Genomic DNA, 16237 nt, shown 5'->3' on the forward strand with positions numbered 1-16237 from the left:
AACTGGTCTATCCCGCCGGTTTCCCGTGGGGCGGGCGCTGATGAAGTTTCCTGCTCTACAGTCCTGCTCACGACGGAGGCCACATTAAGTGGCCTCCTGTTCGTGCGGAACTCGCGATAAACTTCATCAGCGCCCGCCCCACGGGAAACCTGCCAAAAAGGACAGGTTTGTTTTGGTCGGTTTTATCTGGGAAGATACTGCTGCGGCTATCTACAGATCTGAAATCTGACTACTGAATAGACTGTCTAACTAAATAGCGAGCGACACTAACCAGCCCTTTTGCTTGCGACCGGGAGGGGCGCATATGAAGTTTATCGCGAGTTCCGCACGCAAAGGAAAGCACTTAATGTGCTTTCCGTCTTGCGCAGGACTGTAGAGCAGGAAACTTCATATGCGGCCCTCCCGGGCGCAAACAAAAGGGCGACCCCTTAGGAGTCGCCCTTGCATGAGCTGCTTATGTACGGCTGTTACTCGGCGTCGTGGTGGCGGCGGGGCTTGCGGCCTCCGTTGTCGCCGGGACGGCGCGGGCGGTCGCTGCGCTCGGAGCGCTCACGACGCGGGCGTTCACGACGCTGGAAGTGCTCGCCGTCGCCCTCGGAGGCACCCTCGGCGCGAGCCGGGGCCTCGGGCTTATCGAGACGATCGAGCGAGATCTTACCACGATCGTCGACCTCGATGACGACGACCTTGACCTCGTCGCCCACGTTGAGGACGTCCTCGACCTTCTCCACACGACCCTTGGCGACGCGGGAGATGTGCAGCAGGCCGTCCTTACCGGGCAGCAGATTCACGAAGGCACCGAAGGGCTGAATGGAGACCACGCGACCGGTGTACTCCTCGCCCGGCTCGGGAACCTTGATGATGAGCTTGATGCGCTCGACGGCCTGGTCGACGGACTCGCCGGTGCCGCCGACAAAGACGGTGCCGTCCTCCTGGATGTCGACCGAAGCGCCGGTCTCGTCCTGGATGCCGCGGATGACCTTACCGCCGGAACCGATGACGTCGCGGATCTTATCGGTCGGAACCTGGATGGAGACGATGCGCGGAGCGGTGCTGCGCGTGGTGTGGCGCGGCTCAGGGATCACATCGAGCATCTTCTGCAGGATGTACGCACGACCCTCCTTGGCCTGCTGCAGGGCGCGGGCCAGAATGTCGAAGGTGAGGCCGGTGGCCTTGTTGTCCATCTGCAGGGCGGTAATGCCCTCGGTGGTGCCGGTGACCTTAAAGTCCATGTCGCCCAGGAAGTCCTCGAGACCCTGGATGTCGGACAGGACCACGGTCTTGCCCTCCTCCTGGATCAGGCCCATGGCGATACCGGAGACCGGGCGCTTAATGGGCACGCCGCCGTCCATAAGGGCGAGCGTGGAGCCGCAGGTCGAAGCCATCGAAGAGGAGCCGTTGGACTCCATGACCTCGGAGACGACGCGGATGGCGTAGGGGAACTCGTTCTCGTCGGGGAGCACCGGAAGCAGAGCGCGCTCGGCCAGGTTGCCGTGGCCGATCTCGCGGCGCTTGGGGCTGCCCATGCGGCCGGTCTCGCCGGTGCAGAACGGCGGGAAGTTGTAGTGGTGCATGTAGCGCTTGCCCTCGGTGGGCTCGATGGTATCCAGACGCTGGCCCTCGTTGAGCATACCGAGCGACAGGACGGAAAGCACCTGAGTCTGGCCACGCTGGAACAGACCGGAGCCGTGAACGAGCGGCAGGTAGTTATCCTTCACCATGATGGGGCGAATCTCATCGGCGGCACGGCCGTCGACGCGCTCACCGGTCTCGACGACCATGGTGCGCATAGCCTTCTTCTCGAGCTTCTTGAGCGCCACGGGAATCTCGCGCTCCCAAGCGGCCTGCTCCTCCTCGGTGAACTCGGCACGGATGGACTCCTTCAGAGCCTCGACCTTACCGATACGGGAGAGCTTGTCGGCGTCGCGAAGGGCGGCTGCCATCTCGTCGTAGTGGGCGAAGATGCGCTCCTGGACCTCCTCGACGGGCTGGTCGAGCGGGTACTCCTTCTTGACGATGGCGCCGTTGACCTGCTCCCACTCGGCGACAAACTCGTCCTGAGCCTGGCAGAAGGCAGCAAGGGCCTCCTGGCCAAACTTCATGGCGGCGAGCATGTCGTCCTCGGAGATCTCCTCGGCGCCGGCCTCGACCATCGAGATGAAGTCGGCGGAGCCACCCAGCTCCAGATCCAGATCGGAGTTCTCGCGCTCCTCATAGGTGGGGTTGACGATAAACTCGCCGGTCTCCACGTTGCGGCCGATGCGCACGCAGGCAAGCGGGCCCTCGAAGGGCACGCCGCCGAGCGTCATTGCCAGGGAAGCACCCATGACGTTGATGACGTCAAAGGGGTTGACCTGGTCGGCGACGAGCGAGGTGGCGACGATGTGCACCTCGTTGCGGAAGCCGTCCGGGAAGCTCGGACGAATCGGGCGGTCGATCATACGGGCCGTGAGCGTGGCCTTCTCGCTGGGACGGCCCTCACGCTTGAGATAGCCACCCGGGATGCGGCCGGCGGCGTACATCTTCTCGTTGAAGTCGACGGTCAGCGGGAAGAAGTCGTAGTTCTTACGCTCCTTGGAGACGACCACGGTGTCGAGCATCGTGGTGTCGCCCTGCTTGACCAGACAGGCGCCGGTGGCCTGCTTGGCAAGCTCGCCGGACTCAAAGGTGTAGGTCTTGCCGTACAGCTCAAAGGTCTTGGATACGAGTGTCATTGTTCTCCTTTACCCCACAGGCCCCTTGCCTGCGGGCTTCTCATGTGACGCGGGCCCCCTGCCCCCGCCACGCTTCAGAGCGTGATTGTTCACGCCCTTACACAAAAAGAGCGCCCCGCTGCGCAGGACGCTCTTAGCATGTACAAATCCTACTGGATGTTGTCGCGGATGCCCAGAGCCTTGATGAGCTCACGGTACTCGACGATGTCGTTCTTCTTGATGTAGGAGAGAAGACGACGACGACGGCCGACGAGCATGAGCAGGCCACGACGGGTGTGGAAGTCCTTCTGGTGGGACTTCATGTGCTCGGTCAGCTCCTTGATGCGCTCGGTCAGGATGGCGACCTGAACCTTGGGGTTGCCGGTATCGACCGGGGTGTTACCGAACTGGGCAGTCAGCTCCGCCTTGCGCTCTTTGGAAACAGTCATTGTTTCACCTTTCGTTTTGCGTCGCCCACGGGCGACTCGATTCGCCTCGGACTGGGAAGCCGCCGGTGGAGCGAGCAACCAAGGTCGAGGTACCAACAGGTCGGTATGTTACCACAAGCAGACCGCCCATGCGCATCATCACCGACCCAACATGAATTCCATCGCACGGAGGCGCTGGTCGGTATGCGTCGCCGCCCAGACATGCGAAAGCCCGAGCAAAAACGCCGCAGTATGCGGGTCGATCTTTTGATCCATAAGCTCGTCGAAGGTCATGCCCATAAGGGCGCGCAGCCATGCGACCTCACCGGTCGACACGAGCTCGGCACCCGGAACGCTCGACGCGCACGACCCGCACATGAGCCCGCCGGCCTGGGGCGAAAAATACGACAGCATGGGGTCGCCGCACGACACACAGGCAGAAAAATCGGGACGATACCCAATATGCGACAGCAGCTTAAAGACAAAGGCGGCTACCAGGAGGTCCATGTGCGCCGCATCGAGGCCGCCGCCCACGAGTTCCAAGGCGCGCGAGGAAATGGCAAAGGTAAACGGATCCTCGGCATCCTCAAACGAACATACGCGCGCGACCTCGGCGATCGCACTCGCCGCACAGGTCACCTCATAGTCGGGGGCGGCGCCAAGGGGAGCCTCCAACAACTCGGCCTGAGACACGATGTCGAGCGAGCGTCCGTGCGCGAGCAGCATATCCACCGTGCAGAACAGCTCGCAGCGCGCCGCCAAGCGACCGCCAGGCTTGCGCGCGCCCTTTGCCACGGCACGCACCTGGCGGCCTCGCTCGTCAAGCATCGTCAAAATCAGATCGGTTTCCTTGAGCTTGGTCTTATCGAGGACGAGCACTTTTGTGCGATATGTGCGAGAACCTGCCATATGCGTTCGAAAGGTTAGTCTTCGGCGTTATACCCAAAGCGGCGAATCTGGGCCTCGTCGTCACGCCAGCCGGCCTTGACCTTCACGTCCAGCTCCAAAAAGACCTGGGTGCCAAAGATGCGCTCAAGGTCGCGACGGGCGTCGATGCCGATATGTTTGATCATCTCGCCGCCCTTGCCGATGATGATGCCCTTTTGGCCCTCGCGCTCGACGTAAATGGTGGCGTGCACGCGCAGCACCTTCTTGGTCTGCTCAAGCGCATCGCAAATCACGCCCACGGAGTGCGGGATCTCATCGCGGGTGCGGCGCAAAACCTTCTCGCGCACAAACTCGGCAACGAGCGTCTCATCGGAAGCGTCGGTACCCATGTCCTCGGGGAACCAACGCGGACCCTCGGGCAAAAAGTGCGCAACGGTCTCGATGAAGGCATCGACGTTAAAGTTCTTGACCGACGACGTCACGATCTCGTCGTCATATTCCATAAGCTCGTGGGCGGCCTTAAGCTGCTCCATGACCTGTGCGGGGTCGGCTTCATCGGCCTTGGTGAGCACCAGGACCTTCTTGGAACGGGCATTCTTGACACGCTCGGCAACCCAGGCGTCTCCCCTGCCAATCGGTTTAGTGGCATCAATCAAAAACGCGACAACATCGACATCGTTCAGCTCGAACAACGCACTCTTGTTGAGCTCGGATCCCAGACCGTCCTTGGGCTTATGAATACCCGGGGTATCGACAAAGACCAGCTGGTAGCCGGGACGGTTGACGACGGCGCGCATGCGACGGCGGGTCGTCTGGGCCACCGGCGAGGTGATGGCGACCTTTTTGCCATAGCAGGCGTTGAGCAGCGTTGACTTACCGGCGTTGGGGCGGCCGACCAAGGCCACGAAGCCACTGCGGAAACCGGGCTCAACGTCGCCAAAGCCCGCGAGGCTGTCGTCCTCGTCGCACAGGGCGTCGAGTTCCTCGTCGCTCATGCCCTCAAACGGGTCGAACTCCTCGGCCTCGTCAAACGAATCGGCACCTTCAGCCTCGTCCAGGGACTCGTCGTCCAAAATCTCATCGGTAGGCTGCATATTGTCGGACATGGGAATCCCTTTCTAAATAAAGCCGAGCGCGTGGGCAAATACCAGCAAGCCCACAATCGCGGCGGTGATTGAAAGTACGTATACCGAGGCGGCGGCGATGTCCTTGGCGCGTTTTGCCAGCGGATGGAGCTCCTGGGTCGCCAGATCGACAATGGCCTCCATGGCGGTATTGCACAGCTCGCCGTGAATCACCAGGCCGCAGCAGATGATAATCGTGGCCCACTCGGCAATGTCGAGCCCCACGATGCAGCCGGCAATGATGGTGCACACGCCCGCCACGAGCATAACCTTAATGTTGCGCTCGGTCTTGACGGCGGTGACGAAGCCCTCCATGGCGTAGGAGAACGACTTTAAAAAGGACGGATGGTCCTTGTTCGATCCGGGAATCATAAGCGGCTCCTAGTCGTGGGCATGATTGGTGATGGGGCCGACGTGAACGAGTTTGGGGTCCTCGCCGCGCTCGAGCGCCAGATCGCGCAGGATAGCGTCCTCGCGGGCCTCCATGACCTCGGCCTCGTCGTCCTCGATATGGTCATACCCCAGCAGGTGCAGCATGCCGTGTACGAGCATCAGGCGGCACTCGTCGGCAGGGCTATTGCCAAAGCCGGGGGCCTGACGGGCAATGACCTGCGGGGCCAAGATGATATCGCCGAGCTCGAGCGTCTCGTCGGCGGGAATATCCTCGTCAAAGGCCGAGTCGCATTCAAACGAGAGCACATCGGTGGTGCGGTCGATGCCACGCCACTCGTGGTTGAGCTCGTGCATCTCGTCCTCGTCGACATACGAAAGGGAAATCTCGACTTCACGTTCAACGCCCTCGGCGGCAAGCACAACCTCGCAGATGTGCTCCACTTCCTGCGCGTCGAGCAGCGTATCGAGCTCGGCATCGTTGCTGATCAATACACTCAACGGGACTCCTTTCGGTCGCGCGAGCGCTGCTCACGCACGTCATCATAAGCATCGTATGCCTCGACGATACGACCCACCAGGGCATGGCGCACCACATCGGCGCGCTCCAGGTGTGCAAACGCCACATCGTCGACACGGCCCAAAATCTGCTCGACATCCGCCAAGCCACCACGACGACCCACCAGGTCGCGCTGGCTAAGGTCGCCGGTAATCACGAACTTGGAGTTGAATCCAAGGCGTGTCAGGAACATCTTCATCTGCTCGGGCGTGGTATTTTGCGCCTCGTCGAGCACCACGAAAGCATCGCTCAGCGTACGACCGCGCATATAGGCAAGCGGGGCAATCTCGATCACGCCGCGCTCCATAAGCTCATCGGTGCGCTCGCGATCCATCATGTCAAAAAGGGCGTCGTAGAGCGGACGCATGTACGGATCGATCTTTTCCTCGAGGGTGCCAGGCAAAAAGCCCAGGTTCTCCCCTGCTTCGACAACCGGACGCGTCAAGATCAAACGGCCCACCTCATGGCGCTTGAGCGCGGCAACGGCGAGCGCCATGGCCAGATAGGTCTTACCGGTACCGGCAGGACCCAAGCCAAAGGTGATGGTATGCGAGCGAATGGCATCCACATAGCGCTTTTGCCCAAGCGTCTTGGGACGAATGACACGACCGCGGTATGAAAGCAGCACGTCATCGCGAAGCGATGTGGCCTCATGCTCGCCGTCGCGCAAGACGGCCAGGCAACGCGAGACATCGTCGGCAGACAGGATACGACCGGCCGCCGCCTCGCGAAAAGCGTGTTCAAAAAAACGCGCCACGAGTTCGACCTCATCCGGGTCACCGCTCACGGAGATGCTATCGCCACGGGCGACCACGTGAGCGCGAACCAAGCTCTCGAGCGCACGAAGGACGCCGTCGCCGGCGCCCAAAACACGCGAGGGATCAACTCCCTCGGGAACGGTAAGTCTAATCTTCGAGGCTTCCATGGACCTCCCTGCGCGCACGGACCAAGCCGGAATCATCGACTCCGATGATAGCAACATCGAGCAGGCACGGGGCTGTAAGTCCACAGGTATCGTCAAGACGGGCATGATGGAACGAACCGAGCGTTAAATTGTCACCGTACTCAAGCACGGCACGCTCGACAGTGCCCACGCGACGACGAGCATCGGCAATAGCGAGCTCCTGCGCCGTGTCTCGCATACGACGGCTGCGCTCGGCCATAACCTCGGGCGGCACCTGGTCGGGCATGTCGGCAGCAAGGGTACCGGGACGCTTGCTATAGCGGAACACGTGCATACGCGAGAAACCCACACGGCGGCACAGCGCCAGCGACTCCTCGAACTCCTCGTCCGTCTCACCAGGAAAACCGACGATGACATCGCACGAAAGAGACGCCTGGGGCAAGTTGGCGCGAATCATACGCACCGTGTCCTCAAAGGCCTCCGCACTATAGGGACGACCCATGCGATGCAGGGTCGCCGTACAGCCGGACTGCACGGGCAGGTGCAAAAACGGGGCGATACGCTGCGGATAGCGCGCCATAACCTTAAGCAGGCGCTCAGAGATATCCATGGGCTCGACCGAGGAAATGCGCACATGCGCAATAGTCGTGCGCTCCATGATGGCCTCGAGCAGCTCATCGATTTCGACATGCTCGTCGGTCGCGCTCTTGCCATCGTAGGCACCCAGGTTCACACCGGTCAGCACCACCTCGGGCACGCCGGCCTCCTGGGCCTCGCGAACTTGCTCAAGCACGGACTCGACAGGCACGGAGCGCTCGGGGCCGCGCGCCTTCCACACAATGCAATAGGTGCAGCGATGGTTGCAGCCGTCCTGGATCTTCACGCCCAGGCGAGAGCGACCGAGCGCATCGACCACCTCGCCATCGCTGCAGGCGGGAACGCTATCGGACTCAACGCCCAGCACCTCGCAGACACGTTCGGCGACATCGATCTTGGACGGCTCGGCGATCACGCGATCCGAAAGCTCCAACAGCTCCTCGGGATGCAAATTGACCACGCAACCGGTCACGAGCACATAGGGCTCATTTGGATGGGCCAGCGCATGACGGACGGCCTTACGGGTCTTGGCCTCGGCCTCCCCCGTCACGGCGCAGGTATTGATAACGATCAGATCGGCGTCCGGTGGCTCCACCATCGCAAAGCCTAGGCGCATAAGATCGGCAGTGATACGGTCGGACTCAACCCGGTTGACACGGCAACCGAGGTTGACGATGGAAATATGGGGTGCGAGCACACGGGCTCCTTAATCGAGGATGTCGTCGAGGGCACTCTTGATACGGTCGGTCACCGACTTCTTACCGGATGCGACGTCATCGCCCATCTCGTCGGCGAAGGCGCGAAGCAGCTCGCGCTGCTTGTTAGAGAGATTGGTGGGGACGACCACGCGCAGCTGCACGACCAGACGACCGCGCGAACCGCCACCGCCGATACGCGGCATGCCGTAATTATTGACGCTCACGGTGTCGCCGTACTGGGCGCCGGCGGGAACCGTCACCTTAACGACCTCGTCGGGCATAATGCCCTCGACCTCGATCTCGCAGCCGAGCGCAGCCTGCGCAATCGAGATATCGCTCACCAGGTACAGGTCGTCACTGTTGCGCTTAAAGCGCTCATGGTCGGCAACGCGCACGTTGACAATCAGGTCGCCCGAAGGCTCGCCGCGAAGGCCGGCCTCGCCAAAGCCGCTCACACGCAGCTGGCGACCGGTCGAAACGCCGGCGGGAATATCGATGTCGATCTTTTCGTGCGAAGGCGTGCGGCCCTGACCGTCGCAGGTCTCGCAGGGATGGTCGATAACCGTGCCCTCGCCATGGCAGTCGGGGCAAGGCGAGGAAGACTGAACCTGGCCCAAAAACGATCGCTGAACCGTCGTGACGTAGCCCGTACCGTGGCAGCGACTGCACTGCTTTTCCTGTGCACCCTCGGCCCTACCGGTACCGTTGCAGTCCTCGCAAGGAGCAAGGCGATCATAGCTGATCGTCTTTTTGCAACCGAGCGCCGCCTCCTCGAGCGTCACCGAAAGGGAGATGGCCATGTCACGTCCGCGACGACGCTCACGACGGCTGCGGGCGCCACCACCGGCGCCACCGCCAAAGAACGACGAGAACAGGTCGTCCATGCCCATGCCACCAAAGATATCGTTGATGTCGACATAGCCCGAACCACCAGGACCGTCGGCAGTGCCGTAACGGTCGTAGTTAGCACGCTTCTGCTCATCGGAAAGAACGGAATAGGCCTCGTTGAGCTCCTTGAACTTGGCCTCGGCCTCGGGATCGTCCGAAACATCCGGATGTACGGTACGGGCCTTCTTTAAAAACGCACGCTTAATCGTCCGCGCGTCGGCATCCCTGTCGACGCCAAGCACCTCGTAGTAATCCCTATTTTCCGACACGACCGAATCCTTCCGACTTTCATTATTGTCACAGTGCGTCCTATACCCAAGCTGGGCCGACCGCAAACAAAGGGTTTGATGTTATTGCATTTGATACGGCGAAAGCATGGCCCGTTGCGAGCAGCTCGCGAACCAAACCGACACGAGCGCGAACATGAAGCCGTTGGCAAAACCGTTGGCAAACTGCATCGCACCGCGCTTCCACCACAGCAGGCTGCGATGAAGCACACCGTCCGAAAGCACCATGAACAGGCCCATGGTAAACGGAATAAAGCACATCACGGCAAAGGCCGAGAACACTCCCGAGATGGCCGACAGCACCAAAAACGGCGCCACAATGCCCATCAGGTAAAAGCCAGTACGAGCTTTGCCTTCCAAGCGCTCGGCCTCAACATGGGCGCGGCCGACCAGGTCGCCGCCCGCGGCACCGTTAGTGCCAGCATGGCCCATGCCGCTAATGCGGACCTCGTCGCCATCGTGCGTGCCGGCAGGAAACTCAATCGTCTGCTCGGAGGTCACACGGGTTCGCCCGCTGCCACCGCAATCGGGGCAGGGGTCGGCCACGACCTTACCGGAACCGCCGCACTCGGGGCAGACCGACTGGAACGTGCCCGCACCAAACAGGAAGGACAGGTCAACGTCGATGTGGCCGCGGCCACCGCAGCTCGGGCAGGTATGGGCATGCTCAGACGAAACGGAGCCCGAGCCGCCGCAGTTGCTACAGGTATCGAAGCGCGTGTAGCGGACGGTCTTGCGGGCACCGCCCCTGGCCTCCTTGGCGTCGAGTTTGATATCGACGACCACGTTGGCGCCGTTCTCGGGATTGTAGGCAGCCTGGCCGCGACGCTGCTGGCCCCAGGCGCCACCAAAGGGAAAGCCGCCCTCGAAGGGATTGCCATAGCCCGTGCTGCCGGCGTAGCCGCCACCATAGGGCGAAGCCGTAGGAGCACCGGCAAAGGGATTGCCAGAACGCATGGCGTCGTAGCGCGCACGTTTTTGCTCATCCGAAAGCACGGCGTAGGCCTCGGAAACCTCTTTAAACTTTTCCTCGGCATCCGGCTCTTTATTGACGTCCGGATGGAGCTTACGGGCCTTTTGCTGGAAGGCCTTTTGAATATCACGCGAGGTGGCGTCCTTGGAGACACCCAGAATCTCGTAGTAATCTTTTTCGTTCATCGTCGCCATGCGCGGCAACCTCCTGCTCACAGCAGCGTATATATTCCGGTAATTCTACCCGAGCGGCCTAAGCTAGATCCCAAAACAGCTCGAACAGAACATTTCCATCGAGCCAGCCCAGATGGGTCGGCGCCAGACGAGCTCGAACATGGCCCGCGATGACATCTGCCGAGGTGAAGGGTCCCTCATGAATCCCGAGCGTCTCGGGCACCCAAGTGGCAAGACCCAATTCGAGCGCACGATCGCAGGCAGCTGCCAGCTCGCCCGTTGGGATGACGCAAGCTGCACGAGCCAACAGGTCGGACGCAACACCGCGCGTCATGCGACAAGCGAGCATCAAGTCTTCGGCGACAGCCTCGCGCTGCGACAGATATTCGGCCTCGAACGCCGTCGCGTCATCGTCACGTTGCACCAGACGCACGCGGTACGCATCGCCTCGAGAAGACACGCCGGGGAACAAACCTGCAAGACGGTCGAAATCCTCGTCGTCGAGCATGCCCGCGGCAGAACGACCCAGGCCCAGGTAGCCCCGTCCGGTCCAGTAGGCAATGTTATGTGCGCACTCATGTCCATCGAGCGCGTAGCTTGCCACCTCATACGGAAGATAGCCGGCCGCACCCAGGCGCTCACGCGCCGCGTCCATGCACGAAGCCTGAAAATCCTCATCGGGCTCGAGCGACTCGTCACGGCACGCCATGCGATAGAGTGGCGTGCCCTCCTCGAGCGTGAGCGGGTAGACCGACACATGATGAGGCGCCGCCTCCAACACGCCATCGAGCGTGCTCCGCCAGCTTGCGGCCGTCTGCCCGGGTAGGCCGCACATCAGGTCGCACGACACATCGAGGCCAGCGTCCTTCACCGTCGCGATAGCCGCAAGTGCCCGATTAGCATCGTGAATGCGGCCAATAGCAGCCAGCTCGGTATTGTCGAGGGTTTGCACGCCCAGAGAGATGCGCGTGACACCCGCCTCGGCAAACGCGGTGGCGAGCTCAGCGGTCAGCGACTCAGGATTGGCTTCGCAACTAAATTCAACGGGCTTGCACCACATGGAGATACGACGGGCAAGTTTCACCAGGCGCTCCCCAGCAAGTGACGGCGTGCCGCCGCCAATATAGACCGTGCGGGCCTGCGCAAGCGCCCCGGCGTCGCCAAAGGAATCGAGGCGCGCATACAGCTGCTCAAAATAGGAATCGAGCGCAGCATCCAAATCACACAGAGCAAAGCTGCGCGAGTCAAAGTCGCAATAGCGGCATTTTTGAGCGCAAAACGGCACGTGCACGTACAGCGCGGTAACGGCCACCCTTAAGCCTCCAGCGGATGATCGGGCACCGACTCACCGGCGGCAAGCGCGGCCTCGCAGGCCACCACATAGCACTCGATATCATCGACCAGCGACATGAACTCCTCGTACGTAGAGCAACGCACCACCTGAGCGCGCCAGGCGGCGGCATGGGGCATGCCCTTTAAGTACCAGCTTGCGTACGTGCGAGCACGCGACATGAGCGGCAGAAGCTCGTGCGTCAACGTCAGGTGCTCGCGCAGAGCCTCCAGGCGCTCGACCGAGGAGCGAAAAGGAACCGGCGTGCCATCGAGTGCAAGGGCTCGGGCATCGCCGAACACCCACGGATTGCCGTAGATGCCGCGCGCGATAAACACCGCGCTGGCACCCGAGCCGTGCAGATGCTCAGCAGCGTCCTCGGCCGAGAACACATCGCCCGAACCAATCACGGGAATCTCGACAGCGTCGGCAACCTCATCGACGACCGACCAATCAGCCTGGCCCGTGTAGAGCTGCGTGGCGCAACGACCATGCACGGCGACTGCGGCAGCCCCTGCGCCCTCAAGCATCTGGGCAAATGTCGCGGCATTGCGGTCCTCGGCATAAAAGCCCTTGCGAATCTTGACGGTCACGGGCACGTGCGCCGCGCCCACCGTGGCCTCGACGATCTTCTCGGCCAGGTCGGGCGTGCGCATGAGCGCCGAGCCCTCGCCCTTGGTAACGACCTTGCGGGCGGGACATGCCATATTGATATCGATGAGCGACAGGCGATCGCCAACGCGCTCCTCGACGGCGGCGACGGCGCTCGCAAACTGATCGGGTTTGGAGCCAAAGAGCTGCACGCAAATCTGCTGCTCCTCGTCGGCCGGTAGCACCAGGCGCCACGTCTTATTACTGGCATAGGCAAGGCCTGCCACGCTCACCATCTCGCTGTAGGCAAGGTTGGCACCGCGGCGGCGACACATGATGCGATAGGCAGGGTCGGTCACGCCCGCCATGGGAGCCATAAGGAACGGCTGCTCGGCATAGGCGCCCAGCAGCCGCAGACTATATTCGGAAAGAGTCATAGACCTACTCGTCCACCTTGAGGATCGCCATAAAGGCCTCCTGCGGGACCTCGACCGATCCGATGGCCTTCATACGCTTCTTGCCCTCTTTCTGCTTCTCGAGCAGCTTGCGCTTACGCGAGATATCGCCGCCGTAGCACTTAGCAAGAACGTCCTTGCGACGCGCCTTGACGGTGGAACGGGCGATGATCTTGTTGCCGATAGCACCCTGGATGGGCACCTCGAACAGCTGACGCGGGATGATCTCCTTGAGCTTGTCGCACAGGCCACGGGCCAGGCCATATGCCTTGTCCTTATGGACGATAAACGAAAGCGCGTCCACCTCGTCGCCCGAAAGCAGGATGTCGAGCTTGACGAGCTCAGAGGGGCGATATTCGTTGAACTCATAGTCGAGCGAGGCGTAACCCTTGGTGCGGCTCTTGAGCTGATCGAAGAAGTCCAAGATGAGCTCGGCGAGCGGCATATCGAAGCGCATCTCGACCGATTTGCTCGTCAGGTGGATCATGTCGGTTGTGACGCCGCGGTGCTCGATGGCGAGCTGCATGACGGCACCCGTATACTCGGGCGGGCAGATGATCTTTGCCTTGAGGTAGGGTTCCTCGATACGATCGATGCGTGTGGCCTCGGGAAGGTCCTGCGGACTGCGGACATCGATCATTTCGCCGTCGGTCTTGTAGACGTGATAGTCGACCGAGGGACTCGTGGCAATGAGGTCCAGGTTGAACTCGCGCTCCAGGCGTTCCTTGACGACTTCCATGTGCAGCAGGCCCAGGAAGCCCACGCGGAAGCCAAAGCCGAGCGCCACCGAGGTCTCGGGCTCCCACACCAACGACGGGTCGTTGACGTGCAGCTTATCGAGGGCGTCACGCAGGTTCTCGTAGTCCTTGTTGTCGATCGGGAACAGGCCCGTGTAGACCATGGGCTTGGCCTCGCGGTAGCCCGGCAGAGGCTCGGGGCAGGGGTTCGAAGCCCACGTAAGGGTATCGCCCACGCGCACAGCCTCGGGGTCCTTCAGACCCGTGACCACATAGCCAACCTCGCCGACGGTCAGCGCGTCGACCGGGGTCTCGGCAGGACGCTTGACGCCCACGCCGTCGACCAAAAAGTCGCCCTTGGCCTGCATCATAAGCAGGGTATCGCCCTTTTTGATGGAACCATCGAAGACGCGCACCGTAGCCACCACACCGCGATACTCGTCAAAGTACGAATCCAAAATGAGCGCTTTGAGCGGAGCGTTTGCATCGCCCTTAGGCGGCGAAATCAAAAAGACGATGGACTCCAGCAGATCGTGAATGCCCTCGCCGGTCTTGCCCGAGACGCACACGGCATCATCGGCGGGAATCGCCAGGTCGTCCTCGATCTCGGTCTTAACCTCGTCGGGATGCGCCGAGGGAAGGTCGATCTTGTTGATGGCGGGCACAATGTCCAGATTGGCGTTCATGGCGAGCGTCGCGTTGGAGACGGTCTGTGCCTCGACACCCTGAGTGGCGTCGACGACGAGCACAGCGCCCTCACAAGCGGCCAGCGAACGCGAGACCTCGTAGGTAAAGTCTACATGGCCCGGCGTATCGATGAGGTTGAACTGATACGTCTCGCCGTCGTCGGCGTCATAGGACACGCGGACGGCGTTGGACTTGATCGTGATGCCGCGCTCGCGCTCGATATCCATGGTGTCGAGCAGCTGCGACTCCATGTCGCGCTCGTCGACGGTATGGGTGAGCTCGAGGATGCGGTCGCTGATCGTAGACTTGCCATGGTCAATGTGCGCAACGATTGAGAAGTTGCGGATGTGGGAAATGTCAATTGAAGTATTCATGCGGACTATCTTACCCGAGCGGTACAAAAAATGGAGCCTGTTCCATAAAACAGGCTCCATTTATGCGCGTAATCTGTGTAGTGTGAAATTTACAACTTAGGCGTTGATGCTGTTCACGAGCTTGGCAAGACCGGACTTGCGGTTGGAAGCCTGGTTCTTGTGGATAACATGCTTGGCGGCAGCCATGTCGAGACGCTTGGTAACGGTCTTGAGGGCAGCCTGGGCCTTCTCGGCGTCGCCCTCGGCGACGGCGGACTGGACGTGCTTGGTCAGCGTCTTGAGCTCGGACTTGACAGCCTTGTTACGCATGCGAGCTGCCTCATTGGTGCGGATACGCTTCTTCTGAGACTTGATGTTTGCCACTTCTGGAGTTCCTTTCGAGTTCCTTGCAAAAAATGTATGACACCTCTGAGACACGGTGAGGTCATGCAAGCGCCTACTATAGCACGCTCCCTCTCAAAGGGATAGAACGAATTTGCCAAATAGGCAGGTATCATCACGATTTTCTCAAGATGTTCGTAATCCAGAGCAAAAGCGCGGTCTCAGAATCGGCCGAACCCTTGAGCGCGAGCTCCACATCGACCGCACCCTCGAGCGCTGCGATGAGCTCGGTCATCGAAAAACGACGCGCCCAGGTAAGGTGATTCTTGACCTGCCAGGACTGGAGCTTGAGCGTTGCGGCCAGCTCGCGACCCTGTCCACGCGCATCGAGCGCCTTGGCGACGATCAGCTCACGGATGCGACCGCACAGCAGCGTGTAGGTCCACACATAGCTCTTGGCGGGCAGCAGATTGAAGAGCTCGAGCGAACGCCGCATATCGCGAGCCGAGACGGCGTTGAGGAAGTCCCAGGGTTGAACCTCGGCCGTACGAACAATCCAGCGCTCAACATCGGCAAGTTCAATCTGAGGCGACTCGACCATCTGGGCAAGCTTAGCCAAGTCGTTATCGAGCATGCGCGTGTTTTCACCCGAACGCGAGACGAGCTCCTCGGCGGCCGCCGTCGAAATCGACATACCGCGCTGCGTCGCCATCCGCTGAACACGGCGCGGCAGTTCCCAGCGCTTGGTACCCGAGCAATCGACGATAGCCTTCTTGTCGATCTTGGCGATTGCCTTATACAGGCGCGTATTCTTGGCAAGTGAGTCAGCGATGATGAGGCAAACCGTTGTTGGGCTGGGACTCGCCAGATACCCAACGAGCGGCTCCGAGACCGCCTTGGCGAGCTTTGAGCAGCCATCGAGGATTACCAGACGAAACTCGCTGCCCATCGGAAAGGTGTTAAGCGAACCGATAATGGACTCGATATCGGGGTCCTTGGTCATGTCTCGCTCGTCGAGGTTGAACTCGACCATACCCGATTTTTCCAGACGCGCTTTCATACGCGAGACGGCGTGGTCGCGCTTGACTCCGTCGGTACCGACGATCAGATATGCCGGCAGCAAACCGGTTTCGGACATTG

General features: G+C 61.1%; 15 protein-coding genes. All 15 read right to left on the bottom strand.

Annotated features, from left to right (window positions below):
- Positions 1–467: 467 nt before the first annotated feature.
- The gene (locus DWW73_RS06440; protein ID WP_117779073.1) at positions 468–2714 is read right to left on the bottom strand and encodes a polyribonucleotide nucleotidyltransferase; all 2247 of its coding nucleotides are present in this window, start codon (positions 2712–2714) and stop codon (positions 468–470) included.
- A 149-nt stretch (positions 2715–2863) separates the two neighbouring features.
- Complete coding sequence (rpsO, locus tag DWW73_RS06445) at positions 2864–3142, bottom strand: 30S ribosomal protein S15 (protein ID WP_099431792.1); 279 nt, start codon at positions 3140–3142, stop codon at positions 2864–2866.
- A gap of 138 nt (positions 3143–3280) precedes the next feature.
- Complete coding sequence (recO, locus tag DWW73_RS06450) at positions 3281–4030, bottom strand: DNA repair protein RecO (RefSeq protein ID WP_117779074.1); 750 nt, start codon at positions 4028–4030, stop codon at positions 3281–3283.
- Between the two features lie 14 nt (positions 4031–4044).
- A complete protein-coding gene (gene era, locus DWW73_RS06455) occupies positions 4045–5115 on the bottom strand; it encodes a GTPase Era (RefSeq protein WP_199413478.1) in 1071 nt (356 codons plus the stop codon).
- Positions 5116–5127: 12 nt separating this feature from the next.
- On the bottom strand, positions 5128–5505 hold the full coding sequence (locus DWW73_RS06460) for a diacylglycerol kinase family protein (RefSeq protein ID WP_117635248.1): 378 nt from the start codon (positions 5503–5505) through the stop codon (positions 5128–5130).
- A 9-nt stretch (positions 5506–5514) separates the two neighbouring features.
- Positions 5515–6024, bottom strand: coding sequence for an rRNA maturation RNase YbeY (gene ybeY / locus DWW73_RS06465; RefSeq protein ID WP_117564282.1), 510 nt, complete (start codon positions 6022–6024; stop codon positions 5515–5517).
- Positions 6021–7007 carry a PhoH family protein gene (locus DWW73_RS06470; RefSeq protein ID WP_117779075.1) on the bottom strand — a complete coding sequence of 329 codons (987 nt, stop codon included), beginning with the start codon at positions 7005–7007 and terminating at the stop codon, positions 6021–6023. Before DWW73_RS06470 ends, ybeY begins: the two co-directional genes overlap by 4 nt.
- The gene (locus tag DWW73_RS06475; RefSeq protein ID WP_117779076.1) at positions 6988–8280 is read right to left on the bottom strand and encodes a MiaB/RimO family radical SAM methylthiotransferase; all 1293 of its coding nucleotides are present in this window, start codon (positions 8278–8280) and stop codon (positions 6988–6990) included. The genes DWW73_RS06470 and DWW73_RS06475 overlap by 20 nt, the downstream gene beginning before the upstream one ends.
- Positions 8281–8289: 9 nt before the next feature.
- Positions 8290–9438: a molecular chaperone DnaJ gene (dnaJ, locus tag DWW73_RS06480; protein WP_117779077.1), complete on the bottom strand. Its 1149-nt coding sequence runs from the start codon at positions 9436–9438 to the stop codon at positions 8290–8292.
- 81 nt (positions 9439–9519) lie between these two features.
- Positions 9520–10623, bottom strand: a complete 1104-nt coding sequence (locus DWW73_RS06485) for a DnaJ domain-containing protein (RefSeq protein WP_199413479.1) — start codon at positions 10621–10623, stop codon at positions 9520–9522.
- 58 nt (positions 10624–10681) lie between these two features.
- The gene (hemW, locus tag DWW73_RS06490; RefSeq protein ID WP_117779078.1) at positions 10682–11914 is read right to left on the bottom strand and encodes a radical SAM family heme chaperone HemW; all 1233 of its coding nucleotides are present in this window, start codon (positions 11912–11914) and stop codon (positions 10682–10684) included.
- 2 nt (positions 11915–11916) lie between these two features.
- Entirely contained in the window at positions 11917–12960 is a 1044-nt protein-coding gene (gene dusB / locus DWW73_RS06495) for a tRNA dihydrouridine synthase DusB (protein WP_117779079.1), read from the bottom strand.
- 4 nt (positions 12961–12964) lie between these two features.
- A complete protein-coding gene (gene lepA / locus DWW73_RS06500) occupies positions 12965–14776 on the bottom strand; it encodes a translation elongation factor 4 (RefSeq protein WP_117776228.1) in 1812 nt (603 codons plus the stop codon).
- A gap of 96 nt (positions 14777–14872) precedes the next feature.
- The gene (gene rpsT / locus DWW73_RS06505) at positions 14873–15139 is read right to left on the bottom strand and encodes a 30S ribosomal protein S20 (protein WP_022094714.1); all 267 of its coding nucleotides are present in this window, start codon (positions 15137–15139) and stop codon (positions 14873–14875) included.
- Between the two features lie 133 nt (positions 15140–15272).
- On the bottom strand, positions 15273–16235 hold the full coding sequence (holA, locus tag DWW73_RS06510) for a DNA polymerase III subunit delta (RefSeq protein WP_117779080.1): 963 nt from the start codon (positions 16233–16235) through the stop codon (positions 15273–15275).
- Positions 16236–16237 lie beyond the last annotated feature (2 nt).

Origin of the sequence: Collinsella sp. AF16-8, from assembly GCF_003462695.1 — a bacterium.
Taxonomy (GTDB): domain Bacteria; phylum Actinomycetota; class Coriobacteriia; order Coriobacteriales; family Coriobacteriaceae; genus Collinsella.